Genomic DNA, 26,418 nt, shown 5'->3' on the forward strand with positions numbered 1-26,418 from the left:
CACGTTTTCAGCGGGCCTTTGGCGCCGCGGTTTTCTTTGGACGTTTGGCGCTGCTCGATGGTTTACGCGCTGCGGCCTTGCGTTTCTTTTTCCAGGGGGCGCTGCTACCCCCGGCTGGAACTGCCGGGCCGCTGATGTTCAGGCTGAGCCCGGCACATCGCTCGACCTGCTTGCTCATCCATGCCGATTGCTTGGCAACGAATTCCTCCAGGCTCATCTCGCCGGTTTGCACCATGTCCAGTGCCTGCTCCCAGATAGCCGTAGTGCCTGGGTCGGCAATGGCCCGAGGTACGGCGTCGATCAGGCTGCAGGCTGCTGGGGTGGCCGACAACGCCTTGCCGTTCTTCACCAGGTAGCCTCGGTCGAGCAAGCCCTGGATGATTCCGGCACGGGTCGCCTCGGTACCAATACCGGTGGTGTCCTTGAGCTTTTGCTTGAGCCGTGGATCGTCGACCAGTTTGGCGACGTTCTTCATGGCCTTGATCAGATCGCCCTCGGTGAACGGTTTGGGCGGCTGGGTCCAGAGGTCCTTGAGATTGACCCCGGCCACGGCGCAGTGCTGGCCTTTGCTCAGTGCCGGCAACACCTGCGCTGCCGGCGCTTCGCGACCTTTGCCTGGGGTCAGGGCTTCGGGTAGGGCGCGGCGCCAGCCGGGTTCGACGATACGCTTGCCAACGGCGCGCAGGGTCTGACCGGCACAGTCGAAGTCGACCTCGGTGCGGTCGTATTCGTGGTTGGGCAGAAACTGCGCCAGGTAGCGTGCACGGATCAGGCTGAACACCGACTTGTGCTTGCTCGGCAAGCGCCCCAGGTCGATGGCCGCAGCGGTAGGGATGATACCGTGGTGGGCGCTGACCTTGGCATCGTTCCAGGCGCGTGAGCGGCGTTGCGGCTCCAGATAGGGTTGCAGTGCGGCCAGGCTGGCGTCGGCCCGGCCCAGTGCGGCGAGAATGGCCGGGGCCTCGCTGTGCTGGCTCAGCGGCAGGTAGCCACAGTCACTGCGTGGGTAGGTGATGACCTTGTAGGTTTCATACAGCGCCTGGGCAATGTCGAGGGTTTCCTGGGCGCCCAGGCCCAGCTTTTTCGAGCAGAGCTCCTGCAGGGTACCGAGGTCGAAGGGCAACGGGGCGGCTTCGCGTACTCGCTCCGTGCTGACGTTCACCACCTCAGCGCTGGCCGCGCCGCCAATGGCCTCGGCGGCTTGCTGTGCCAGTACCGGGTTGAGGCAGCGGCCCTGATCGTCACAGGCGTCTTCCGGGGCGCGCCACTGCGCGGTAAAGCTCGCATTGGCGCTGCTCAGCGTCACCTCGATGGCCCAGAACGGTACCGGCACGAAGTCGGCTATGCTGCGGTCGCGGTCGACCACCAGGCGCAGGGTAGGGGTTTGCACCCGGCCAACCGGCAACACGCCCTGGTACCCGGAGCGACGGCCGAGCAGGGTGAACAGGCGACTCATGTTCATGCCGATCAGCCAGTCGGCCCGTGAGCGACCCAGGGCCGAGTGGTAGAGGCTGAACGTAGCGGCACCGGGCTTGAGCGCTGCCAGAGCCTTGCGGATAGAGGCATCGTCGAGTGCCGATAACCACAGGCGCTGAATCGGCCCACGGTAGCGGCAGTGCTCGACCAGTTCACGGGCGATCATTTCACCTTCGCGGTCGGCGTCGGTAGCGATGACCAGTTCACGGGCTTCGCCGAGCAGGCGTTTCACCGCCTTGAACTGGCTGGCGGTTTTCGGTTTGACCAGCATCTTCCACTGCTGCGGCACGATGGGCAGGTCTTCCAGTACCCAGCGTTTATAGCGGGCATCGTAGGCGTCGGGTGGTGCGGTTTCCAGCAGGTGACCGATGCACCAGGTTACGCAGAGGTCGTTGCCGACCCAGCAGCCATCACCGCGCCGGTTGGCGCCGAGGACTTTGGCGATGTCCTTGGCCTGGGAGGGTTTTTCGCAGAGAAAGAGGCGCATGGCCGATGATGAGTCTGGCGGCTATAGAAGTTGCATAGCATGCGCAGGGTGGCGGCGGGAGGCAAGCATTATCTGTATGGATGTACAGTTTATTGTATCTGCGGATTTGCCAGGGGCTGAGCAATCCGCGGGTGCGGTCTTGCCAGCTGCCTGATCCTCGCAGGTTGGGGGAGCGAGCCGTGCCCGCGATGCAGGCACCGCGAACTCATGGGCCCCCACCAGTAGCAACCCTGCTAACGCTACAAGACCCGACTCAGCCTTGTGCAGAGGCCTTCAGCGCCTGCGCCAGGTCGGCCAGGATGTCGTCGCTGTGCTCGATGCCAATGGACAGGCGTACCATGTCACGTGGCACTCCGGCCTTCTCCAGTTCTTCGTCGTTCAGCTGGCGGTGGGTCGTGGAGGCCGGGTGGCAGGCCAGCGATTTGGCGTCGCCAATGTTCACCAGGCGTACTACCAGTTTCAGCGCATCGATGAAGCGCGCCCCGGCTTCCTGGCCGCCCTTGATGCCGAACGAGAGGATCGACGCCGGCTTGCCACCGGTGTAGCGCACGGCCAGCTCATGCTCGGGATGGTCCGGCAGGCCGGCATATTTCACCCAGGCGACTTGTTCATGCTCACGCAGGTAGTTCGCCACTTTCAGGGCGTTCTCGGTATGGCGCTCCATGCGCAGGGCCAGTGTTTCCAGGCCTTGCAGGATCAGGAAGGCGTTGAACGGCGACAGTGCCGCACCGGTGTTGCGCAGGGGTACCACGCGGCAGCGGCCGATAAAGGCTGCCGGGCCGAAGGCTTCGGTGTAGGTGACGCCGTGGTAGGACGGGTCAGGGGTGTTGAGCAGGGCAAAACGCTGCTTGTGTTCAGCCCAGGGGAAGTTGCCAGAGTCGATCACGATGCCGCCGATGCTGGTGCCGTGGCCACCGATGTACTTGGTCAGCGAATGCACGACGATGTCGGCACCGTGCTCGAACGGGCGGCACAGGATCGGGGTGGCGACGGTGTTGTCGACGATCAGCGGCACGCCATGGCGGTGCGCGGCGTCGGCCAGTGCCCGGAGGTCGACGATGTTGCCCGCCGGGTTGCCGAAGGACTCGCAGAACACTGCCTTGGTCTTGTCGTCGATCAGTGCCTCGAGCGCGGCAATGTCGTCATGGGCGGCGAAGCGGGTCTGGATGCCGAAGCGCGGCAGGGTGTGGGCCAGCAGGTTGTAGGTGCCGCCGTACAGTTTGGCCACCGAGACGATGTTGTCGCCGGCCTCGGCCACGGTCTGGATGGCGTAGGTGATGGCAGCCATGCCCGAAGCCACGGCCAGTGCGCCGACACCACCTTCAAGCGCGGCCATGCGTTTTTCCAGGACGTCGTTGGTGGGGTTCATGATCCGCGAGTAGATATTGCCAGCCACCTTCAGGTCGAACAGGTCGGCACCGTGCTGGGTGTCGTCAAAGGCGAAGGAGGTGGTCTGGTAGATCGGTACGGCAACAGCCTTCGTGGTTGGATCGGGGCTGAAGCCCGCGTGAATGGCTAAGGTTTCCAGCTTCATACAGTCGTTCCCTGAGCGTTCGGTTGGAGGAGCGTGAGCATGGGCCGCAGTGTCTGCGTCGGTCAAGAGCCGCCAGGCCTGCTGAAACGCTCCTCCTGCGACTCACTCGCCTGGTGTGTGCATGCCCGCGCGTCTGAGCAGTTGCCTGCAGCGTTCAGACAAGTGCAGCACCCGCAGGTGCTTGCCGGCATTGGCATAGCGTTCGCGCAATGTCTTCAGCGCGGCGATTGCCGAGTAGTCGACAAAGCTCAGGTGGCGGCAATCGAGCGTCACCTGGGCCGGGTCGTTGGCCGGGTCGAACTGGTTCAGGAACTGGGTGGTCGAGGCGAAGAACAGCGTGCCATGCAGTTGGTAACGCTTGCTGCCATCGGCTTCCAGATGGCCGTCTGCGTAAAGCTCGCGGGCTTGCTGCCAGGCAAAGTTCAGGGCGGTAATGATGATCCCGCACAGCACGGCGGTGGCCAGGTCGGTGAACACCGTGATGACGGTCACCGAGATGATCACCAGTACGTCGTTCAAGGGCACTTTGTTGAACACCCGCAGCGAGGCCCAGGCGAAGGTCTGTTGCGAGACCACGAACATCACCCCGACCAGCGCGGCCAGCGGGATACGCTCGATCAGCGGCGAGAGAAACAGCACGAACAGCAGGATCATCACCCCAGCGATCACGCCCGAGAGGCGACCACGGCCACCGGAGCTGAGGTTGATCACCGTTTGGCCGATCATCGCGCATCCACCCATGCCGCCGAACAGCCCTGAAACCATGTTGGCTGCACCCAGTGCTACGCACTCGCGATCCGGGTAGCCACGGGTTTCGGTGATTTCATCGGTGAGGTTCAGTGTCAGCAGGGTTTCCAGCAGGCCGATCAAGGCCATCAATATCGCATAAGGGGCGACGATGCCGAGGGTTTCAAGGTTCCAGGGTAGCTGGGGCAGTGCAAATACTGGCAGGCCGCCGGCAATGTGGGCCATGTCGCCCAAGGTGCGGGTCGGCAGGTCAAGCAGGTACACCGCAAGGCCGACACCCAGAATTGCAACCAGCGCCGGTGGCACTGCGCGGGTGAGGCGCGGCAGCAGGTAGACGATGGCCATCGTCAGCGTGACCAGCCCGATCATCAGGTAGAGCGGGGCACCACTGAGCCAGGCCTCTGCGCTTTTGAAATGCTCCAGTTGGGCAAGGGCAATGATGATGGCCAGGCCATTGACGAACCCCAGCATCACCGAGTGCGGCACCATGCGCACCAGTTTGCCCAGCCGCAGCAGGCCGAAGGCGACCATGATCAGCCCACCCAGCAGCACCGTGGCGAGCAGGTACTGCACGCCGTGCTGCACCACCAGCGCCACGATCACCACCGCCATCGATCCGGCAGCGCCGGAAATCATGCCTGGTCGCCCACCGAACAGGGCGGTCAAGGTGCAGATAATGAATGCACCGTACAACCCCATCAGCGGGTTGAGGTGCGCGACCAGCGCGAAGGCGATGCATTCGGGCAGCAGGGCGAAGGACGTGGTAAGGCCGGCCAGGGCCTCGGCGCGTAGGCGAATGGGTTTCATGGGGTACCTGAAAAAAACCGACCGGCGAAAGCGGTCGCGGTCAACGGTGTTGGCAAGAAGGGGAGCGGATCTTACGCAATTGGAAATGTCACGGCCAGCCCGCTGGTTGGCCGTGTTGTCTTGAGTGCCGCGTACCGTGGCGGCTAGCCCTGTTTCTTGATAATCACGTCGGTAATGCTGGCTGGCGCTTCTGAATAGCGAATGAACTCCATCGAGTAACTGGCCCGGCCCTGGGACATCGAGCGCATGTCGGTGGAGTAGCCGAACATTTCTCCCAGTGGCACTTCGGCACGCACCACCTTGCCCGCCGGGCTGTCGTCCATGCCCTGGATCACGCCACGCCGACGGTTGAGGTCGCCCATCACATCACCCATGTATTCTTCCGGTGTGACCACTTCGACCTTCATCACCGGCTCCAGCAGCACTGCACCGCCTTTTTGCGAAAGCTGCTTGGTGGCCATCGACGCGGCGATCTTGAAGGCCATCTCGTTGGAGTCGACGTCGTGGTACGAGCCGTCGAACACCGCCGCTTTCAGGCCAATCAGCGGGTAGCCGGCCAGTACGCCGTTCTGCATCTGTTCTTCGATGCCTTTCTGGATGGCCGGGATGTACTCACGGGGGATGACTCCACCGACCACTTCACTGGTGAATTCCAGGCCTTCCTTGCCTTCATCGCTTGGCGAAAAGCGAATCCAGCAATGACCGAACTGGCCGCGACCACCCGACTGGCGGACAAACTTGCCTTCGATCTCGCAGGTATTGCGGATTTTCTCGCGGTAGGCCACCTGGGGTTTGCCGATGTTGGCATCGACGCCGAACTCGCGCTTCATGCGGTCGACGATGATGTCCAGGTGCAACTCACCCATACCGGAAATGATGGTCTGTGCGGTTTCCTCGTCGGTCTTGACCCGGAACGACGGGTCTTCCTGGGCGAGTTTGCTCAAGGCGATGCCCATTTTTTCCTGGTCGGCTTTGGTCTTGGGCTCCACGGCCACCGAGATCACCGGGTCGGGGAAGTCCATGCGCTCAAGGATAATGGGCTTGTTGATGTCGCACAGGGTATCGCCGGTGGTGACATCCTTCATGCCGATCAGTGCGGCGATGTCGCCCGCGCACACGGCCTTGATTTCGGCACGCTGGTTGGCGTGCATCTGCACCATACGCCCGACCCGTTCCTTCTTGCCCTTGACCGAGTTGAGTACCGCATCGCCTGAGGACAATACCCCGGAGTAGACCCGGACAAAGGTCAAGGTACCCACGAACGGGTCGGTGGCGATCTTGAAGGCCAGGGCCGAGAAGGGCTCGTTGTCGTCGGCGTGACGCTCCAGGTGCTTGTCTTCGTGTTGCGGGTCGGTGCCGTTGATGGCCGGGATTTCCGAAGGGGCCGGCAGGTAGTCGATCACCGCGTCGAGCATCAGCGGCACCCCCTTGTTCTTGAACGATGAACCGAGGATCGTCGGCACGATCTGGTTGTCCAGGGTGCGCTGACGCAATCCTGCCTTGATTTGCGCCGTACTCAGTTCGACACCGTCCAGGTACAGGCTCATCAACTCGTCGTTGGCTTCGGCGGCGGCTTCGATCATGTGGGCACGCCATTCTTCTGCCAGTGGCCGCAGCGCGTCGGGGATTTCCTCCTCGCGGTAGCTGGTGCCCTGGTCATCGTCGTTCCAGTAGATCGCTTTCATCTTCACCAGGTCGATCTGCCCGACAAAGTGCTCCTCGGCGCCGATGGCCAGTTGAATCGGCACCGGGTGGTGCCCCAGGCGCTTGTCGATCTGTTTCACCACCCGCAGAAAATCGGCGCCCTGGCGGTCCATCTTGTTGATGTAGGCCAGGCGAGGCACCTTGTATTTGTTGGCCTGGCGCCAGACGGTTTCAGACTGCGGCTCGACGCCATCGGCGCCGCTGAAGACCACCACCGCACCGTCGAGCACGCGCAGCGAGCGTTCGACTTCAATGGTGAAGTCAACGTGGCCGGGGGTGTCGATGATGTTGAAGCGGTACTTGTTCGGGAACTGCTTGGTCGAGCCTTGCCAGAAAGCCGTGGTGGCTGCCGAGGTGATGGTGATGCCGCGCTCCTGCTCCTGGGCCATCCAGTCCATGGTCGCGGCGCCGTCATGCACCTCGCCCATTTTATAGTTGACCCCGGTGTAGAACAGGATGCGTTCGGTGGTTGTGGTCTTGCCGGCGTCTACGTGGGCAACGATGCCAATGTTGCGGTAGAGCTCGATGGGGGTGGTGCGCGCCATGATGGGTCACCTGTACGTGTGCGTGCTAGGTATTCCCAAAGTAGCAGAACAATCGACACCCGGCGGGCGCCACCCGGACATACGGCGCCTGTCAGACCTCAACCTTGTAGTTCAACCCCAGCTCATTTCCCGGTAGGCCGCGAATACCCCAGTTCTCCCGCGGGGTTTCAGACAGGGTAATTTCCACATCCTGGGCGCTGATGCCGGTGCGTTCGCCGATGTACAGGAACAACAGGCGAATGAGTGCTTTCTTCGCCTGTACCGAACGGCCCTCGAACAGGCTGATCTCAATGATGGTGTACTGGTGTGAGCGGTCGTCGGGGTAGAGGAAATCCGCCGGGTCCAGCGCAATGAAACGTTGGAAACGTTTCTCGACCGGATACGCCAGTGCAGCCATCACTGCGGCATGAATCGCCTCCGACAGTCCTGTGCGGTGGCGCTCCAGTGTCGAGCGCAGGCCATAGACCTTTATTTGTGCCATGGGTAATCCATCCTTGGAAATGTGCTGGGTCAGATTGTGGTGCTGGTTGCGAGGTAAAGGTCCTTTTGCCACTGCGCAAAGCGTTCATCCAGGCGTGGTTTCAGCCTGTCGAAGTTGTCCCAGGTGTCGGCCACACTGCTGGGGCGATCACCCTTTGTCGCCAGCAGGTCCTGGCAGTCGGCGGCAAACTGGCCGTTCTCGATGGCCTGGTAGTGGGCGACGAAGGCATTGCCCTGGCGGTTGAGGTCTTCAGCGTTGAGCCTGCTGTCGCAGCACTGGCGAAAGAACAGGCCGGGCGTGAGGGTACGTTCAACCAGCGAATTGATCTCGTAGTCGAAGTCTGCCTGAAAGTTACGGCTGGTCAGGGACCGTTGCACGGCCCAGGCGACGAACAGGGCGGTGTGGGGCAGTGTGGCAAGGGCTCGCAAGGAGGCGTCATCGTACGTCATGGGGCTCATCCTTTTTTGAATCATTATTCTTCCAGGGCAGTTAGCCTACACCACAACGCTGCCTGCTCGCAGCCAAGGCCCCATGTATCACTATGACGAGTAGGGGTGGGCAGGCGCAGTGCTTGCAGGCGGATGCCTGGACGCGGGTCCGCGAGCCGCAGGTTCAGGTCGCACGAAACTCCCAGACAATCTCTACCACACGCACCGCCAACAGCATGTAGACCAGGCACAGGATGACCTGCAGGAGCAGTGGATGGCGGGCCTTGGACAGCTTGCGCAGGCCGTCGGCCATGTTCAGCAGCATCAGAAACACGGCCAGCGCTATCAGCCCGACGCCGGCCATGTGCGCTGCGAACAGGCCGAAATACACTTGGCCATCACCGGTGAGCGTGCTGCTGCCCGCCGCCAGCAGCAGTGAGCACATGAGAAAGTTGCGCAGGTTGTCGAAGACGTCCTTGTTCAGCCCATTGTCCAGCAGACGGCAGATGTGGCGCAGCAGTTCAGCCATGGCAAGGCTCCGCGAGGTGGCGAGGGTGCCTTGAGTATGGCTGCTGTTTCAGAACACCTGGCGCAGTAACCAGTACAGGCTACCCGACAACAGAATCGCCGCCGGCAGGGTCAGTACCCAGGCCATCAGCAGGTTGGCGATGGTCCGTAGCTGCAGGCCCGAGCCATTGGCGGTCATGGTGCCGGCCACGCCAGAGGACAGCACATGGGTGGTCGAAACGGGCAAGCCATATAGGTCTGCCGCGCCAATGGTGAACATCGCGACCAGTTCGGCGCTGGCGCCCTGGGCGTAGGTCAGGTGGGTCTTGCCGATTTTCTCGCCGACGGTCACCACGATCCGCCGCCAACCGACCATGGTGCCCAGCCCGAGGGCGATGGCCACGGCAACCTTCACCCAGAGGGGAATGTAGTGCGTGGCATCGTCGATCTGCCGTTTGAAGTCTTGCAGGGTGGCCTGGGTCGCCGGATCAAAGTGGATCAGCTTCTGCTTGTCCATCAGGCGAATGGCTTCGCTGGTCAGGTACATGTCGTTGCGCACATTGGCCATGGCCTCGGCCGGTACGCCGGCAAAGGAGCCATATCCCTTGACCTCTTGGCCAATCAGGCCGGCGAGCGTGGCCAGGGCGGGTAGCAGATCGGCATTTGCCTGCTGGCTGCGAATGAAGGTGGTCAGGGTCTGTCGCGGATCGTCGGGGGCCGGTTGTGGCGCCGTGCGCACCAGCGCCTGTTGGGTGGCCTCGGCCACGAAGGCGAATTGCACGGATTGTTCAGCGGGCATGGTGCGGTTCAGTGCATAGGCCATCGGCAGGGTTCCGACCAGAATCAGCATGATCAGCCCCATGCCTTTTTGCCCGTCGTTGGAGCCATGGGCGAAGGACACACCGGTACAGGTCAGGATCAGCATCCCGCGAATCCACCAGGGCGGTGGTGCGTTGCCGACGGGCGCCTGGTACAGCGCCTTGCGCTTGACCAACAGGCGCAAGGTCAGCAGCAACAAGGCCGCGCAGACAAAACCGACCACCGGTGACAACAGCAACGAGTAGCCGACCTTGCTGGCCTGGGTCCAGTCTATGCCGCTGGTGCCGTTGCGACCGTGCATCAGGGCATTGGCCACGCCAACGCCGATGATCGAGCCGATCAAGGTGTGTGACGATGAAGCCGGCAGCCCCAGCCACCAGGTTCCCAGGTTCCAGACAATCGCCGACAGTAGCAGGGCGAAGACCATCGAAAAGCCGGCCGACGAGCCGACCTGCAGGATCAGTTCCACCGGCAGCAACGCGACGATACCGAAGGCTACTGCGCCACTGGAGAACAGTACGCCGAGGAAATTCCAGCAGCCCGACCAGATCACGGCGAACGAGGCCGGGAGCGAATGGGTATAGATGACCGTGGCCACCGCGTTGGCGGTATCGTGGAAACCGTTGACGAATTCGAACCCCAGAGCGATTACCAGGGCTACGCCCAGCAGGACAAAGGGTGTCCAGGTGGTAATCACCGTGCCACTGGCACTGACATCGCGAAACAGGCTCCAGGCGGTGTACACCAACCCGGCCAGCAACAAGGAGAAAAACAGGGTCAGCGTGGCGCGGCTGGGAGTTTGGCTAACGCTTGAAAGTGCAGAGCGTGTCGCCAGTGTCGGGGTGGTCATGAGAAGGGGTCCAGGTAGCGTTTGCCATGAAGGAACGAGCCTTGCGTGACCAGCATAGAAACAAATAGTTAATACGATCTGATCTTGATCAAGTAAACCTGGAAGTGCGTACGTTTTACTGACAAGCGTTGTATCGTCCACAGCGTCCGTACAGTCGCTGATACGCTGTTGATTCCTTCGTCGGCAAGGCCGGCATTTTTGGTTGATCGTTTAATGACCCTGCAACTGATTCGCGCTACTGACCAGCACTTGCCTTTTGCTCGCGCGCTGACGTGCGACAACATGCTGCCGTATTACCGGGAGTACGACCTCCTGTGGATGGATGAAGCCTTTGATCAAGCCTGGACCTGGCGTGAGCAATGGCTGATCGTCGAGGGCGAGCAGTTACTGGGTTTTTGCAGCCTGAGCCAGGATGCCCGGGCGCTGTTCATTCGCGAGCTGCAGGTGATTGCAAGCGCCCGGGGGCAGGGCGTCGGCTCCTGGGCGTTGGAGCAGTTGGCGGTCTGGGCGGCAGCGCGGCGCCTGCCGTTGTTGCGCCTGACCGTATTCAAGAGCAACCCGGCGCAGGGGTTGTACCGGCGCCGGGGCTTTGAAGCGGTGGGTGAGGACGATTGCTTTGTGCGCATGCAGCGCGTTATTGCACGGCAGCCACCTGGCTGACGCGAATCACCTGGTGCTGACGCAGGGTGGCGTCGAGCAGCAGGCTCTGTACGGGCAGCAAATCGCCGATCAACAGGTTCTGTAGCAGGGGTGTACCGTTGAAGCGGTTAGGCCCCAGGTCCACCTGGCTCAAGCCTTCGACCCGCACCACCGCCTTGCCGACCTGGCCCAGGGTGTTGCCGCTAAGAATCAACGGGCCGGGCAGGGCGCTGGCATTGCGCAGGCTGACGGCATATTCCGGGGTGTTGCCAATACGGTTGTTGATCAGCGTTGCCGCGGCGACTTCACTGGCATCTATCGCGCTACCCTGGCTGCTGCCGATCAGGTTGTCGTCAATCAGCAACGGTGCAGTGCCCGTGGGTTGCAGGCTGCGCAGCAGGATACCGTTGCCCCGGCTGGCGCCGATGCGGTTGCGGCTCAGTACGAGTGCACCGTGTTGTTCGCTGACCTCGATGGCAGCCTTGTTGGCGCCAAGGATCAGGTTGCTCTCGACCAGCGCCCGGGTGTTGCCACGCAGGCGGATGGCGCTGTTGTTGTCGACGCCGCGGATCTGGTTCTGGCTGATCAGTGCCTGGCTGTCGCGGATATCCAGGGCGTATTGCTGTGAGTGCTCAAAGCGATTGCTGTCGAACTGGGCCAGGGTATGTTGCAGCTCTACGGCACTGAGTTCGTTGAACTGGCTGTTACGCACCAGCAGCGTCGCCGGTCGGCTGTTGGCGGGTTGCTGCACGCTCAGGGCGGTACTCAGGCCACGCGACAGGTTGGCGTTGTAGCCCAGGCGGTTGAGGGTCGAGTTCAGCACCTGGGTGTGGCTGCCAGCCCAGGCCACCACAAACGGCCGCCAGGCCCGGTCAGTACTGCCTGGTTTGTCGCCCGCGACGCTCTCCAGGCGAGACTGGTTCAGGCCCAGCCAGCCCTGGTTGATCAGCGCTGTACCGGAGTAGCTGTACAGGTACAGGCTGGTGCCTTCGAGCACCAGGCCACCGTCGCTGGCGATCATCAGTGGGTAGCTGAGCAGGTAGCCGTCCTTGTAGCGTTTGAGGATGCGCTCGTCCTTGAGGGCGTCATGCAGTTGCGCAAGGGTGACGCTGCCACCGCGAATCAGGACTGCGTTGGGGTGGTGCGCCTGATAGCCGGCAATGGCACGGAACAGGCCGTTGTTGACGAACGGCTCGAACGGCCAGCTACCGCCCTGGGAAGAGAACATTGGTTGCAGGCTGACACTGCCGCGTCCGGCAGGGCGCGGGCGTTCAGGCATGTGCATCTGCACAGCCTCACGGGCCTGGGCCTGCAGCTGTTGCAGGTGTGCTTGGTGTGCTGCCGTGGCAACGGTGCTGAGTGACTGCTGCAGCGGCAGGCTCTGGCTGGCGGCGTGAGCGCTGCCAGCCAGCAACAGCGCCAGGCAGGGAAGGTAGAGGTGACGGGCAAACAAGGCCATGGCGGTTCGTCCTTGGGTTACGGCAGTTTGGGGTATAACGGCTTGAGCGGGCCGCCGAGCTGGCTGTAGTTGTCGACGTCGCCGTCTTCGCTGTCATACAGCTGACGCGCCAGGCGGTTGTCCGGGGCGCGTTGCAGGAACGGGATCAACCAGGCCAGCTTGTACGGCGCGACATCGGTCTGTGACTGGCCCTTGAGTTCCGGCAGGTTGCCGGGGTCAAGGATGCTGCGCGCGGCAAAGTTGGCCAGCAGTTCCAGGGTTTGCTGATCCTCGCTGCTCCAGGGCAGGTGGTTGGCCCGCGCCGACTCGGCCAGCAGCACCAACGGCACCAGGGCGTACTGGCTGTAGGTCGCGGCCAGCTTGCTGCGCGCCACTTCCAGCGGCAGGTAGGCATAGCTGCCGTCGCTGCTGCGCACGGCCTGCTGCAGGCCTCGGCGCAGGTTGCCGTCGGCCCACTGGATGAAGTCGTCGCGCTGCACCAGCATGCCGGTCGCGGCGACTGCCCAGGCGGCCCAATAGTCATGGTTGTTGAACCAGGTGAAGTCCGGCGTCTGGCGCGGCTGGTACTCACGGATGACCAGCTCGCCAAGGCGCTCGAACCAGGTGTTTTGGGCGGGCGAGAGCTTAACCTTGCCATTGCTCGCCGCCTGGGTCAGCAGCAGGTTCGAGGCCATGGCGGCGACCGCCCATTTACGTGCGGCCATGCCGGTGCTGCTGGCGTCGGGGTTGAGCAGCGCGCCCGCCTGGGCCCAGCGCTCCAGCCACTGGTCCTGGCAGGCCAGGGCCATGTTGGCTTCTTGTGGGGTTTTGGCCCGCAGGAAGCGTTTGTTGGCGTAAATCAGCCCACCGATGAACGCTTTGACCTGCTTGCCGACCTTTTCCGTGCCAGCGTCCGGGTCGCTGCGCAAGGTCGATTTGCTGGCGTCGCTCTGGTCGTACTTGCTCTGCAGTTGCAGGTTGCCGGTGTAGGGCGGTGGCGGCTCTTTACTGCAGGCCAGGCTGCGGTAGTCGGCAATCATCGCCGACTGCGCGGTGGCCTGAGCCGGCCAGATCGAGCTGGCGGCCAGGCTACTGCCCAGGTGCAGCGCGGCGCACAGGCCAAGCCCGGCGACGCTCCAGCGTTTTACAGGCATAGTCGGGTTTCCACTTCAGTGGCAGCAGTGCCGGGTTTGGTGGGTTCAAGAAACACCGAGAGCAGGTTGGCGCCGGCGAATTCCTTGGCCTTGCTCAGTTCCAGGTAGTACTGCCCGCCGGTGACGGCTGCTTCGCGGCGGAACCAGACCTTGTCGCGGGCGCCGTTGTCGTAATAGACGATGACGTAGAAGTCCTTGACGTTCTTGTCGCTGATCTTGATGTCGAGAAAGCCCTGGCCACTGCTGAGGTTCTTGCGTGCCTCACCGGCATTGCTGAGCAACTCGATGCGGTCACTGACCTTCAAGGCCGGGCGCTGCACGTGGTTGCCGAGCACTGCGGTAGAGGTCGAGCAACCGCCTTTGATCGCCGGAATCAGTTGCCGATACATGGGTTCGGACTCTAGCTGATAGTTGGCGGGCAACTCCCAGATGATCAGCTTGGGCGGCGCCTTGGGCTTGTAGTTGTCCGAGAGCAGGTATTCCAGCAGTGAGCCATCCTGGCCGACGCCGGGCAGGGCGTAGTTGAGGATGTCCACTTCCAGGTACTGCTTGAGGTAGCCGTCGAAGTTGAACTGCTTGCTCTCGTCCTCGCGCGCGGCCGAGTTACTGTCACCGACCAGAATCACCTCTGGGTCCGGTGCTTCGTCGAACAGTGCGTTGGCGTCGTCGGCCATGGGGATGGTCTGGTAGCCACGCACGTACTGGAAGCCATAGTTGTTGCCGCAGATATAGCTCATCGCCAGGTTCAGGGTGCCGTCCTTGGGCACCATGACGCCAGGTTCAGTGCGGTACTGCTTTTTGCTCAGTTCGGCATAGAACGGTTGCCGGCGCACCTCGTCGGCCAGCAAGCGTGCAGTTGCCTCGGCACCACTGGGGGTCCAGTGGTGGTCACGACGAAAGAAGTACTCGCCCTTGGGCGGGGTGTGCACCAGTTGCATCATGTCGGGTACCACTGCGCCGGCACTGCGCAACTGTTGCAGGTAGCTGCTCAGATTGCCGCTGGCCCGGGCGAAGTCGAAGCCATGCAGTTGGTCGGGATAGAGCTTGTCGCGGTGCATCAGCCCACGGGTGGGCTGGATCGCCATGGCGACATGGATACCTTGTTGGCGGAACGCAGCCATCAGCCGGGCAAACTCTGGACGCATCGGCGCCGGGATACCGAAATCGTTGGTCAGGTCGACCATCGAGCGGAACAGCCAGCGGTTTTTGCCCGGGACAATTTCACGCATCAGCTTCATGCGCCCTTCGGCGTACTTCTGCGGGTCGCTCAGGGCGGGGCAGGTCATGCACTCAAGGCTCTCGCAGGCAGCACGTTTGCCGGTTTCAGTTGCCGTGGCGGGCAGGCTGAAGCAGGCAAGGGCGGCGACAAGGCCCAGGGGGAGTAAAGTCTTCATGTGCGCGATTCATCATCCTGTTGAACAAGGGCAGTGGTCATTCACTCGCTGGGGTCAATGCTGTTGGCCAGGCTCAGGCTGCGGTAGCCGCTGCCTTGAGGCAGCAGCACGTAGCTGTAGGAGCGACCTTTCTTCAGGAACAGTTCCTCGAACCTGGCCACGTTCTGTTCCTCGACATAGGCGGCGAAGCCGATCTTGATTTCGTTGACCATGCGGCTGCCGGTCTGGTCCTTGCCCAGCGGGTCGATGATCACGTGCTTGCCGTCGACGGTTTTCAACGCCGCCTTGGCCGGCGTCAGGTTGTAGAAAGCGACCTGGGCCTTCTTCGGTTCGTTGACGTACTTGTCGGCAATCAGGGTGAGGCTTTCGCCGTCATAGACCACGGTACTGGCGGCGTTCTTGATCAATTGCGGCTCGATCGACTTGCTGCCGACCGCGATCTTGTGTGTACCGGCAGGGGTGAAACGGTAGCCGCTGAGTTGCCCGGGGGCGACCTTTTGCGGGGTTACCTTGCCGCTCAGGGTCACCTCGATGTTGCTGTTGCTCAGGTTCAATACCCGAACAAAGGCCGAGTCGGCCGGGGCCACGGCGTCATACAGGTCGGCGTTGCCTTCGGCGGCGATAACAATCGGCGCGTTGAGTACGCCAAGGGCCAGAGCGCTGGCGGCCAGGAACTGCTGCAAGGTACGGGTCATGGGGATCTTCCTTTAAAAGTGTTGGGGCTGGGCGGGGCGGCTCAGTGAACCGATCCGGTGGGCAAGCAGGGTGCGCAGCGGGAACTCCCAGACCACGGTGTCGATCTGGGGATTGGCCAGTTGGTCGCTCTGCAGGAATTGGCTCATGGCCTCGAATGGCCCGCGGGCCTCGACGGCGACACTGAGCAGGTCGCGGTTCAGTGCTTCCTTGAGGAAACCGACGAAGTTCCAGTCATCGATCTTGCTGTAGCTGGTGCCGACCAGCAGCAGGCTCTGGTGCTCCTCGGCGAACAGCTCATCGGCGTTCTGACTGGCCTTGAGGGTTTCGTAGACAGCGATCGAATTGGCACCGAACTGCGGAGCCAGGGGGCTTTGCCCGAACTGGATGTAGTTCATCAAATCGCCCTTGACGATTTTTTCCGCCACCTTGTTCGACACGTAACGTTCGTCACCGAGCAACTCAGGCCGTTGGCGGGCCAGTTCATAAGCGGCCAGGCGGGCGCCTTCCGGGCTCCAGTGGGTGTCGGACTTGAGGAACAGTTCCGGCCCTTCCAGGTGCTGCAGAAAGCTTGAACGCACCGGTGTGACGACGATTTGTCGTGCCTGAAGCTGGCCGACGAAACGGTCATACAGGCTCACCACACGCGGGTCGAAGGGGTGTTGGGTGTGGGCCGCATAGATGTCCAGCTTCATGGGCAACGGCAGTACGATCAGCTGCTTGTTGTGCTGTTTGAGTTGCTGCTCGACCGCGGCAATCTGTGCCAGTTGCCCCTCAATGTTGGCGTCCAGGTCGTTGGGTACGCGGTACTCCTGGTTGGTGTAGAGCCAGCCGTCCTTGCCCAGCACCACACCTTTGGTGCCTTCGCCAAACAGTTGGTACTGGGCGTTGGCCCACAGGGCTACCGAGGGTTCGCGCAGGAAGAAACGCTTGTCGTAGGCTTGCTCGAACTTGCGCAGCAACTTGCCATCGACGAACAGCGTCCAGGCGTCGCTCTGGTTTTTTGCGAAACTGAAGACGGGCGGTAGCGAGTAGATGAACATGCCCGCCAACACCAGGCAGAACAGAATGCCGTTGACCTTGCTTGCCGAGTTGAACACCGGGTACATGGCAGTCTCCTAGAACTGGAAGTACAAGAAGGGCGAGAAGGAATGCGCCGCCAGGCTGCTCAGCGCCAGGCCGAACCCGCACCACAGCAGCACGGCCTTGAGGCCGCCGACGTGGCGCATGAAGTAGTGCTCCTTGTTGCCGGCGTAGTAGCGCACGTTGTTGCTCCCGGCCAGGATCAGCCAGCACAGCGCCACCGCGGCAAAGGACATGGCCATCTTCGACGCGCCGAGGACGTAAAGCTCCAGTGAGCCGAGGCCGTTGAAGCCGAACAGTGCCTGGTAGATGGCCAGGCTATGGCGCAGGTCGTTGGTGAAAAACAGCGGCATGCTGAGGATGATCAACAACGCCGTGCGCAGGTTGCGGCCCAGGTGGTAGGGCGTGGTGATCTTGGTCGCCAGGTCGAATTTGCGCTCGATCACCATGCCGAAACCGAAGAACAGCCCCCAGCAGATGAACGCGAAGCTGGCACCGTGCCACAGGCCCGACAGCAGCATGGTGTAGACCAATGCGGGCAGGGCACCGGCAATGCGTTTGCGTACCAGCGGCATGTACACGTAGTCACGCAGGAAGTGCGCCAGGGTCATGTGCCAGCGGGCCCAGAACTCGGTGATGCTCTGCGAGACGTAGGGCTGGTTGAAGTTCTCCGGAAAACGAAAGCCCATCATCAGGGCCAGGCCCAGGGCCATATGGCTGTAGCCAGCAAAGTCGAAGTACAGCTGCAGGGTCGAGACCACCAGGCCGAACCAGGCATCGCTCAATTGCAGGGTGCCTTCGCTGACGAACAGCACGTTGATCGGCGCCAGTTGGTCGGCGATCAGCACTTTCATGATGAAACCGAGCATGAACCGGCACACGCCCAGCGAGAACAGCTCCAGCGAATGGGTCCGCTGGCGCAGTTGTGGGGCCAATTGGCTGTAACGCAGGATCGGCCCGGCAACCAGGTGAGGGAACAATGCAACGAACGCGGCAAAGTCGATGAAGTTGTTGGTCGGCGTGGCGTCCTTGCGGTAAATGTCGACGATGTAGCTCAGGGCATGGAACACATAGAAGGAGATGCCCAGCGGCAGGAAAATCGTCTCCAGGGTAAAGGTATTGATGCCCAGCGGTGCGAGCAGGGCGGCCAGCACTTCGGCGCCGAAGTTGGCGTACTTGAAGTAGCCCAAGGTCGAAAGGTTGCCGATGATACCGATCCACAACAGGCGAAACGCCCAGCGTTTGTCGCCGGCATCCAGGCGTGCCTTGATGCGCAGGCCGAACCAGTAGTTCCAGTAGGTGATGGCGACGAACAGCAGCAGAAAGTCCGGGCGCCACCAGGCGTAGAAGATGTAGCTGGCGGCCACGATCACCGTTGAACGCCACTGCGGCCGGGCAAGGAAGTACACGGCCAGGAACAGCGGCAGGTAGAGGAACAGAAAGACGTTGGAAGCGAAGATCATCTCGGGGCCCGTCCTTAGTAGCTGATCACGACGCCGAGCGTCAGCTGATAGTCATCGCCGGTGTCCAGCGCGTTACCTGCATTCAGGTAGCTGGCGCTGACCAGGGTGTTGACGTCCAGGTGTTTGCCGTCGATGGCCACGGGAAACATTTTCCAGTAGTAGTTCAGGTCGAGCATCTGCCCGACGGTCTTGCCACCGGTATGGCTGCCTTGGGTGATGGCCTGATTACGCGCACTGCGCTGATCACCGTCGATGCGGATCGGCAGGGTGCCTTCGGCGTCGCGCAGCTTGAGCTCGGTGAGCCTCAGGTCCAGGGCGCTGCGTGGGGTTGGCTGGGTTTCCAGGGCAAAGCCGTAGTAACTGAGGTTGCGCAGGTCCAGGCTGACGAACGAACTGGTCAGGCGGGTGCTGTAGGAGCCTTGTCGGGTGATACGGTCAGACTGGATGGTGTTCAGGCGAAAGCCGTCGTTATCATCGCTGGGCTTGTCGGTCAGGCCGCCGCGCAATGCCAGGCGTGGGGTCCAGGGCAGGTCGTGGAAGCGCTTGCCAATCTCGCCCAGTGCCGCCCAGCCACGGGTATTGTTGCCGGTGCTGGTATTGCCATTGCCATCGGTGTTGTCGATCTCGCCGTCGAGCCCGGCCAGCTCCAGGTGGTAGTCGCTGAACAGCGGGCTGACCTGCAAGTCATCGGCCTTGAAGAACAGCCCGTAGCGCATGCCCTTGAAGTCGTAGCGGTCTTCAGGGTCGTGGCCGCTGTGGTCGTCCTCATGCATCAGGCGTACGCCCGCCCAGTTACGCTCGCTCCAGCGGTAGGCATACTCACCCATCAGGTAGGTGGTGCGTTCTTCGCTGTCGGCCAGGGTGTTGACGTCACTGTTGTAGTTGTAGAACTTCTGCGCCACGGCGAGGAAGCCATGGGAGAAGGTGTCGTTGTAGTTGAAACGCAACGACTCAAGGCTGTCATCCCACCAGATCCCGTAGTCGTCAAAGTAGCGCTGGCGGCCTGCCGACAGTGAAAAACGCGGGTCGTCACCCAGCAGGTTGCGTTTGACGTAGAGCTCGCGCAGTTCGGCGTACCAGCCTTCGGGCTGCTCGCGGTCGAAGCTGTTGGCGTTTTCATTCTGCACACTGATTGCCTGGCTGGAGTCATAGTCCAGCCACAGGCGGCCGTAGACCTGCCACTTGGCCCAGCGTTTTTCCGGTGAGTACCAGGCGAACGAGGGCTCGTAGCGCAGGCTGTAGAACATCTCGCGACTGCGACCGACCTGGGAGTTTTCCGGGCCGTAGCCGGTTTGCACGGTGAGCTTGTTGAAGAACTCGGAGGTAATCACCGGCTCGCTGCCATCGTTGGCGGCAACCCTTACCGGTTCACTGCTGTCGGCTTCCGGGCCGGTGATTTCTTCGGCGGCCAAGGCTGCGTAAACAGGGGTCAGGGCGAGCAGGGCGCCGAACAGGGAATGGTGCGCTTTCACAGGGTAGCCTCCTTCAACAGATCGTTACGGGCCACCAGGGCGCGTTCGATGTCATCCTTTTTCAGGGTTTTTTCCAGGCGTTTGAGCAGGCTGCGGGCGCCGTTTTCGCCCAGGTCCAGCGCGACCCGTGCATAGGTGTAGGCCTTGACCGGGTCATGGCAGATCGCCCGGCCATAGGCATGCAGGGTCGCCATGCGGTACCAGGCCGCGGTGGAGCCGTCTTGTGCCTGTTGCTGGAAAATCGCCAGGGCTTTTTCCTGGTCGGGCTCGTCCTCGACGCCCTTGCTGTAGTACTCGCCAAGCAGCAGTTGGGCATCGGGGTAGTGGCTGGCGATCAGTTCGTCGATCAGCGCACGGGCTTTGTCCGGGTCTAGGGTGAGCCAGTTGTTGACCATGTAGAACGAGGCTTGCAGTGCCTTGGCCCGGGTTGGCTCCCGGGTCTTTACCTGGTCGATCAGGCTTTGGGTTTCCTCGGCGTTGTGCTCGGTCGGGTTGGAAATCATGTAGTTGGCCTTGGACACCATCGCCGGGACGAAGCCGCGTTCCACCGCGTTGTCACGCCAGCGGTGTGCTTCGGCGGTGGCAAGATCAAGGGCTTCGGCCTCGGCCTTTTCCTGGGCCAGTTGCTGTGGGCTCGGTTGGGCTTTGTCCGGGCCCATGCCATTGGCCTGGCGCTCGTAGCGGTCGGCGTCCTGTTCGGCGCGGCGCACGCTGGTAATGCTGTCGAGCAACGAACCGATACGGTGAACGATGTCCACCGGCAGTTGTGGCCGCTCGGCCTCCAGGGTTCGGGCGAAGGCCGGGAAGGCCGTGTCCTGATCCTCGCCAAGGAAGCGGTAATAGCGGTCGATGGCCCGCAGGTCAGTCCGCACCGCCTGTTGATAGCCTCGCTCGGCCGCGGCACGATCGCCCTGGCGCTCGGCCAGAACGGCGCGGTACAACGCAGGGCGGCAGTTGAGCAGGCACGACTGCTCGTACAGGCCAAGCACTTGCGCCGCTTCATCGGTTGGCACCAGTTCCGGGTACACCAGGAACACTTCCAGGGTTGTGCTGGCATTACGCGGATCGAGGTTGCTCGGGTAGCGCGTCAGCGCCTGTTCAACCCAGGCGCGCTGGCCCTGGCGCAGGCTCGGGCTGCGGTCGAGCAGGCGCGCCAGTGAAGCCAGCGCCGGGACCAGCCCGCGCCCGTCGGCAAAGGCTTCGCGGTACAGACGAATCACTTCCTGGCGGCTGGCACCTTCACTGCTCGACAACAGGTCGCCCAGCAACAGCTTGGACGCCAGGTCACCACGCTCGGCCAGCACGCGCAGATCAGCCGTGACCTCAGCGCTGGGGTCTTTGTACAGCGCATAGCGGATTTGCTCCAGGCTCTGCCCGGCCAACGCCGGGGCAGTGCAGGCCAGGGCGCCGAGCAGCAACCAGGTGGGCGTCATCGGTTTCATCGCTCGGCCCTTAGCGCGACAGCGACGGCAGACCGAGGAACAGGTCTACTGACACCGGTTTCAGATAGGCCTGGGCTGGCAAGCGCGTGTCCGGACGGATCGTCAGGGCCAGGTTCTTGTTCAGCTCATCCACCCGCGAGTCCACCACCGTGCCGGTGAAGCGCTCGTCGAGGCCGAACACCTGCAGGTCGACCGAGGTCACCCGGGACATGTCGGCGAGCTTGTCGAACGGCACGTTGGCGGTGACGAACAGGTCTTCGTTTTTCGGCAGCAGGTGCATGAGTGGCGCCTGCTTGTAGCCGAAGCCGTCCAATGGCTTGCTTGGGAAGTACACCTGGCAGTCGCACGGGCTGTTGATCACGGTTTCGATGGTGGCGCGACCGAGCAGGGTTTGCAGGTCGCCGGGCGACAGGTCGGCGACTGCCTTCATGTCGGCCGGGCTGGTAAAGCTGGTCGCCAGTTGCGTTGAAATGCTCGCTACCGGCTCGCCGGCCTTGACCTCGGTCTGCCCCGGTTGCAGCAGGAACTTCACATAGCCGTTGTCGGGCATGCTGATGACCTGGGCATTGGCCGACACCTGGGCTTGCAGCGCCGGGATGCGAAACAGTAGCAGGTAGCTCTTGTAGGCAACAAAACTCAGTGCAGCGATCCCGGCGGCGGTGTACAGCAGGGTGCCGGTCATGGCCTTGAGGCGGTCGCCGGCCGAACGCGCGCTGGCATAGGTGTGCTTGCGTTCCTTGATGTAGTTCTCGCGTTGCATCACGTTGAACAGGCCATTGATGTCGGCGATTTCGCCGGACATGTAGGCGGTGATGATGTAGCGCAGGATGTCGCGCTTCTGGGTATCGAGGTCGACGAACTGTGCGCCGACCTCCTGGCCGCGCTGGGACACGATCTTGACCTTGCTGTCGATATTCAGGTCGATCTGATTCAGTCGCAGCTTGATCGAGGCGTTGTACAGGCTGCCGATCTTCAGCGGGTCTGCATGAACCAGGCCGATACCGCCCAGGGAAATGTCCTGCAGCGTGCTCTCGAATGAGGGTTGGCCCGTTGCGCTGAGCAGGACCCGGGCATTGAGTTTGGTGCGCACGTACTGACGTTCGTCGATCGCTTCATGGACCACATTGGCCGGTACTGTTGGGGTGCTGGAGCTACTCATGACAGGCGCCTTTCCTTAACGTTGCGTGAGTTCGAGAAGAACCGAGATGACCCCGAAGAAGATCGCGATGGAGGAACACAGCATCGCTTTGGAGGACCAGCGGTTCAGGGCTGCATCGAAGTTGACGCTGCCGTTGCTTAATGTGGTTTTTTGTCGGGTCCAGCGCTGTTGGTCCATGTGGAACATTGCGTAAACCTTCATCACCGAGCCGACGATCTGGTTGTAATAAAGAACGAACGGGTACACCGGGCTGACCGGGTGCCCGGCAAACAGGAACATCACCGTGACCAGGGTGCGCGACAGCAGCACCCAGAACAGGTACACCAGCAGGTACTGGATGCCGAACACCAGGCCTGCCACCACCGATGCAGTCAGGCCCATCAGGCATGTCCACATCGATACCCGCTGATCCAGCAGCACATACAGGGTGAACAGCCCCAGTCGCGCTCGCCCGAGCAGGTGGGTGGCGCGGAAGTTCTGCCGCAGCGAGTTGCCGTACCAGCGGAACATCAACTGCCGGGTTGCGCGCCAGAAGCTGTTGTCTGGCGGATGCTCCACAGTCAGGGTGTTACTGTCGGGCACATAGAAGGTGTCCCAGCCAGCGCGCATCAGGCTCAACCAGGATGACTTGTCGTCACCGGTGAGGAACTGGAAGCGGCCCAGGCGCCAGTGTTCGAGGAAGTCGGCTTCGACATCCTTGATGAACTCGGGGTCGGTCATCACACTGGCACGGAAGAACGACAGCCGTCCGGTCAGGGTCAGCACGCGGTGCGACAGGGCCATCGAGCACATGTTGATGTGCCGTTGGACAAAACGCATCGAGTGCCATTCGCGCATCAGGCGGCTGCCTTCGACCTCGCAGAACTCGTTGGTGGTCAGGCCACCGACATTGGGCAGGTAGGCAAACAGCTTGACCGCACGTTCGACACAGCCGGGCAGCATCATGGTGTCGCCATCGACCACGCCGACCACCGAGTCTTCCATGGGCATCTGCCGCGACAGTGCGCGAAAGGCATGCGCCAGACCATCACGCTTGCCGGTGCCGCGGGCGCGGACGATAACCAGCTTGATGTCATCGCGGCCCTGGACCTCGTTACGCATGATGTCCTTGATGAAGTGCTCGTCGCCTTTCTCGACGATCGAGGCGATGATCGTGCACGGTACCTTGAGCCGCTGCACTTCCTGGAATACCGACTGGTAGACCTTGAAGGTGGTATGGGTCGGGATACGGAAACTGGTGACCACCATGAACATGTGGGCTGGTAGCGCTGCATCGCCCATGCGCTCGACGGCCTTGCGAATACGTGGAAACTTCCAGTGCAGGAAGTACATGCCGCGCAGGTAATGGACAATGGCGTTGCCATAGCGCCACATGCCCAGGGTGCCGATGATGAAAATGAACAGGTGGTGACTGGGGTCCAGGTACTGCGGTGCAACCATTTCCGAGGCCAGCGCGACCAAGCCGAACAGGCATGCCCAGGCGCAGAAGCGTGCGCTTGCCCTGAGCATGCCTGAGTGACTCGCAGGTTGGCCTGACTGTCGTTCCATGTGTTCGTCTCTCCTTGATGGTGGCGGCGCCTGCCGGCGACACGGCTGCACGTCGCCGGCCCGCGAGGCGGGCAGACGATGGCAGGTCATGTATGGCGGGTGCCGGCTGCTCTCTTGGTGGAGCGTTCAGGCTTACCAGCAGATCCCTTCACGGGAGGCGTCACTGGTGTGCGGCATGAAGCCGACCAGATCGACGATCTGCTTGTTGTCGTTGCGCTCCAGCGCCAGGGCGAAACGGTTGTCGTTGTTGCCGAGCACGATCACGTCCGAGTCGTCGATGACCTGTTGCAAGTCGTTGCAGAGCAGTGAGGAGACGTGCGGGATTTTCCCTTCGATGTAATCGCGGTTGGCGCCGAATACCCGTGCGTACTCCACGTTGGCGTCGTAGATGCGCAGGTCATAACCTTTGCCGATCAGCATTTCGGCCAGCTCTACCAGCGGGCTCTCGCGCAGGTCGTCACTGCCAGCCTTGAAGCTCAAGCCGAGCAGGCCGACACGACGCTTGTCGAAACCGGTCACCAGGTCGAATGCGTTCTGCACCTGGCTGCGGTTACTGGCCATGATCGAGGCAAGCAGTGGATGCTCGACGTCCAGTTGGCCGGCGCGGTAGGTGAGGGCGCGAACATCCTTGGGCAGGCATGAGCCACCGAAGGCAAAGCCGGGGCGCAGGTAATAGCGTGACAGGTTGAGTTTGTGGTCCTGGCAGACCACATCCATCACTTCACGGCCGTCGACGCCCGAGGCCTTGGCAATGTTACCGATCTCATTGGCGAAGCTGACCTTGGTCGCATGCCAGACGTTGCAGGTGTACTTGATCATTTCGGCGACTTCGATCGACTTGCGAATCACCGGTGCGTCCAGGCCCTCGTAGAGCGATTGCAGCAGCTCGCCAGACTGGCTGTCGAGCTCACCGATGACGGTCATCGCCGGAAAGTCGTAGTCGTTGATCGCCGTACTTTCGCGGAGGAACTCCGGGTTCACCGCGACGCCGAAGTCGACGCCGGCACGTTTGCCGGACGAGGCTTCAAGCAGGGGGATCACCACATTCTTCACCGTGCCGGGCAGCACGGTGCTACGTACCACAACGGTGTGCCGCGAGGGCTTGTCACGCAGCGCTTCACCGATCTGGCGACACACAGCCTCCATGTAGACCAGGTCCAGGTCGCCGTTCTTCTTGCTCGGGGTACCAACGCAGAGTAGGGACAGGTCGGTTTCCAGTACTGCGGTCTGAACATCGGTGGTGCCACGCAGCAGCCCTTTGCGCAGGCCCTCCTGCAGCAATGCCTCAAGGCCAGGTTCAACGATGGGTGATTGGCCCTTGTTGATCATCTCGATCTTGGCCTCGGAGATATCGACACCGATCACCTGATGTCCGCGTGCCGAAAGGCAACCGGCACAGACAGCCCCAACATAACCCAATCCAAAAATACTGATATGCATAGTTCCCTCTCTCCCGGTTCATCGACTGATCCGGGATCGTTAGTTAGACATGTTTATAGGGCGGCAGGCGCACGCTGACAGACAGCGCGAAGTTGTATTGCGCAGGCGGTTTTTCTGTCTTTTTTACATCCTATAAGACGACTTTTAATACTTGCAAGTGGCGAGTGCCTACAAAGTTGATAAGTGGTCAAATTAAATCGATTAACTTTAAAAAACTGTTAAAAATCAATAACTTAAAGTTTGATGTAAGTTGGGCGTCAAAAAATTGAAAGCTTTTTTGTGGTGGTTTGTTGGCGTCAAAATGTCTGCTTAAGGCGTTTTTTTGGCCTGAAACATTGAGGTGTGTTCATTTTTTGGCGCGTGCGCTCGCGCAGTGTCAGTGCGCGCAGTTCATGTGTTTTTTATAGTGTGTGGTGGGCCGCTGCAGCTAACTTCGATAACATTCAATACTCTGTAATACCGCTGTGATAGGGAACTTCTGCGTTGCCAGAATTAATGTTCAAACACTAACGGTGTGTGGGAATGAGTGGCGTCATGTCGGGCTGTCACGGGCTGGCTTGTGTTGCACGCTGCATCGCGTGCATAGTTCAGCAGCGCTTCATTACCTATTGTTATTTTCAGGGAGCCCCCCTTGGGGGTGTCGTGTAAGGGATTTTGTATTCAGATGACTGGAATCGGTTCGCGTATCAGGGAAGAAAGAGAGCGGCTTGGGCTGACTCAGCGTGCTTTTGGCGACATCGGTGGTGTCGAGCCCAATGCTCAGGGCAAATACGAGAGTGGTGAGCGAACGCCCAAGCTGGACTATCTGGCCGCTGTGGCAGGGCGCGGTGTCGATGCCTTGTATGTGCTCACCGGGGTGCATACTCCGGTGACGGCCAAGGGCTTGTCGTCTGCTGAAAGCCAGTTGCTCGATTGCTATCGAACGTTGCCGCAGGCCGATCAGGAGGCTGTGGTGCAATTGCTTCACAGCCTGTCCAGGGGGATGCAGCGGCCCGCTGTGGGTGTAAGGAAATTGACGTCGGTATCGTGACGCTTTCCGTTAGGATTCGTGCCGGGTTTTTTGTTAGAGTGGCGGGATCCAATTTAAGACCGTAACGCGAGGTGTCAG

At 61.5% G+C, this 26,418-nt stretch carries 21 protein-coding genes; 2 read left to right on the forward strand and 19 right to left on the reverse strand.

The features are described from left to right. Positions 1–7 precede the first annotated feature (7 nt). The 8 genes from CS390_RS10145 to CS390_RS10180 form a co-directional block, all read right to left on the reverse strand. Positions 8–1,963, reverse strand: a complete 1,956-nt coding sequence (locus tag CS390_RS10145; protein ID WP_099774244.1) for a DNA topoisomerase III — start codon at positions 1,961–1,963, stop codon at positions 8–10. Between the two features lie 253 nt (positions 1,964–2,216). After that, positions 2,217–3,497 carry a bifunctional O-acetylhomoserine aminocarboxypropyltransferase/cysteine synthase gene (locus tag CS390_RS10150; RefSeq protein ID WP_099774245.1) on the reverse strand — a complete coding sequence of 427 codons (1,281 nt, stop codon included), beginning with the start codon at positions 3,495–3,497 and terminating at the stop codon, positions 2,217–2,219. A 102-nt stretch (positions 3,498–3,599) separates the two neighbouring features. Next, positions 3,600–5,051, reverse strand: coding sequence for a SulP family inorganic anion transporter (locus CS390_RS10155; protein WP_099774246.1), 1,452 nt, complete (start codon positions 5,049–5,051; stop codon positions 3,600–3,602). A 143-nt stretch (positions 5,052–5,194) separates the two neighbouring features. Further along, positions 5,195–7,300 (reverse strand): elongation factor G, encoded by a 2,106-nt coding sequence (gene fusA / locus CS390_RS10160; protein ID WP_099774247.1) that lies wholly within the window; start codon positions 7,298–7,300, stop codon positions 5,195–5,197. Positions 7,301–7,391: 91 nt separating this feature from the next. Continuing rightward, a complete protein-coding gene (locus CS390_RS10165) occupies positions 7,392–7,781 on the reverse strand; it encodes a tautomerase family protein (protein WP_099774248.1) in 390 nt (129 codons plus the stop codon). A 29-nt stretch (positions 7,782–7,810) separates the two neighbouring features. Beyond that, a complete protein-coding gene (locus CS390_RS10170) occupies positions 7,811–8,230 on the reverse strand; it encodes a hypothetical protein (protein ID WP_099774249.1) in 420 nt (139 codons plus the stop codon). 163 nt (positions 8,231–8,393) lie between these two features. Beyond that, entirely contained in the window at positions 8,394–8,738 is a 345-nt protein-coding gene (locus tag CS390_RS10175) for a hypothetical protein (RefSeq protein WP_099774250.1), read from the reverse strand. A 48-nt stretch (positions 8,739–8,786) separates the two neighbouring features. Continuing rightward, positions 8,787–10,385 (reverse strand): inorganic phosphate transporter, encoded by a 1,599-nt coding sequence (locus CS390_RS10180; protein WP_099774251.1) that lies wholly within the window; start codon positions 10,383–10,385, stop codon positions 8,787–8,789. A gap of 213 nt (positions 10,386–10,598) precedes the next feature. On the opposite strand from CS390_RS10180, the gene CS390_RS10185 reads away from it, so the two are divergent. Further along, positions 10,599–11,045 carry an N-acetyltransferase gene (locus tag CS390_RS10185; protein ID WP_099774252.1) on the forward strand — a complete coding sequence of 149 codons (447 nt, stop codon included), beginning with the start codon at positions 10,599–10,601 and terminating at the stop codon, positions 11,043–11,045. Here CS390_RS10185 and CS390_RS10190 read toward each other — a convergent pair. The 11 genes from CS390_RS10190 to CS390_RS10240 all read right to left on the reverse strand — a co-directional run bounded on the left by CS390_RS10190 (position 11,020) and on the right by CS390_RS10240 (position 25,310). Beyond that, complete coding sequence (locus tag CS390_RS10190) at positions 11,020–12,483, reverse strand: right-handed parallel beta-helix repeat-containing protein (RefSeq protein WP_099774253.1); 1,464 nt, start codon at positions 12,481–12,483, stop codon at positions 11,020–11,022. The two genes, CS390_RS10185 and CS390_RS10190, sit on opposite strands and share 26 nt — an antisense overlap. Before the next feature lie 17 nt (positions 12,484–12,500). Next, a complete protein-coding gene (locus CS390_RS10195; protein WP_065760783.1) occupies positions 12,501–13,616 on the reverse strand; it encodes a polysaccharide lyase in 1,116 nt (371 codons plus the stop codon). Then, positions 13,607–15,010, reverse strand: a complete 1,404-nt coding sequence (locus CS390_RS10200) for an alginate biosynthesis protein AlgX (protein WP_065760784.1) — start codon at positions 15,008–15,010, stop codon at positions 13,607–13,609. The genes CS390_RS10195 and CS390_RS10200 overlap by 10 nt, the downstream gene beginning before the upstream one ends. A gap of 41 nt (positions 15,011–15,051) precedes the next feature. After that, positions 15,052–15,705 (reverse strand): alginate O-acetyltransferase AlgF, encoded by a 654-nt coding sequence (locus CS390_RS10205; RefSeq protein WP_099774254.1) that lies wholly within the window; start codon positions 15,703–15,705, stop codon positions 15,052–15,054. A gap of 12 nt (positions 15,706–15,717) precedes the next feature. Further along, positions 15,718–16,812 carry an alginate O-acetyltransferase gene (locus CS390_RS10210; protein WP_099774255.1) on the reverse strand — a complete coding sequence of 365 codons (1,095 nt, stop codon included), beginning with the start codon at positions 16,810–16,812 and terminating at the stop codon, positions 15,718–15,720. A gap of 9 nt (positions 16,813–16,821) precedes the next feature. After that, positions 16,822–18,249 carry an MBOAT family protein gene (locus CS390_RS10215; protein ID WP_099774256.1) on the reverse strand — a complete coding sequence of 476 codons (1,428 nt, stop codon included), beginning with the start codon at positions 18,247–18,249 and terminating at the stop codon, positions 16,822–16,824. A gap of 14 nt (positions 18,250–18,263) precedes the next feature. Then, positions 18,264–19,721, reverse strand: a complete 1,458-nt coding sequence (locus tag CS390_RS10220) for an alginate export family protein (protein ID WP_099774257.1) — start codon at positions 19,719–19,721, stop codon at positions 18,264–18,266. After that, entirely contained in the window at positions 19,718–21,163 is a 1,446-nt protein-coding gene (locus CS390_RS10225) for a tetratricopeptide repeat protein (RefSeq protein WP_099774258.1), read from the reverse strand. Before CS390_RS10225 ends, CS390_RS10220 begins: the two co-directional genes overlap by 4 nt. Before the next feature lie 10 nt (positions 21,164–21,173). Then, positions 21,174–22,322, reverse strand: a complete 1,149-nt coding sequence (locus CS390_RS10230; protein WP_099774259.1) for a PilZ domain-containing protein — start codon at positions 22,320–22,322, stop codon at positions 21,174–21,176. Between the two features lie 15 nt (positions 22,323–22,337). Then, a complete protein-coding gene (locus tag CS390_RS10235; protein WP_371918260.1) occupies positions 22,338–23,831 on the reverse strand; it encodes a glycosyltransferase in 1,494 nt (497 codons plus the stop codon). A 171-nt stretch (positions 23,832–24,002) separates the two neighbouring features. Then, positions 24,003–25,310 carry a nucleotide sugar dehydrogenase gene (locus tag CS390_RS10240; RefSeq protein WP_099774261.1) on the reverse strand — a complete coding sequence of 436 codons (1,308 nt, stop codon included), beginning with the start codon at positions 25,308–25,310 and terminating at the stop codon, positions 24,003–24,005. Positions 25,311–25,974: 664 nt separating this feature from the next. Between CS390_RS10240 and CS390_RS10245 the strand changes: the two genes are divergently transcribed. Then, on the forward strand, positions 25,975–26,340 hold the full coding sequence (locus CS390_RS10245) for a helix-turn-helix domain-containing protein (RefSeq protein WP_099774262.1): 366 nt from the start codon (positions 25,975–25,977) through the stop codon (positions 26,338–26,340). Positions 26,341–26,418: the final 78 nt, after the last annotated feature.

Source organism: Pseudomonas sp. HLS-6, assembly GCF_002753995.1.
GTDB classification, from domain to species: Bacteria; Pseudomonadota; Gammaproteobacteria; order Pseudomonadales; family Pseudomonadaceae; genus Aquipseudomonas; species Aquipseudomonas defluvii.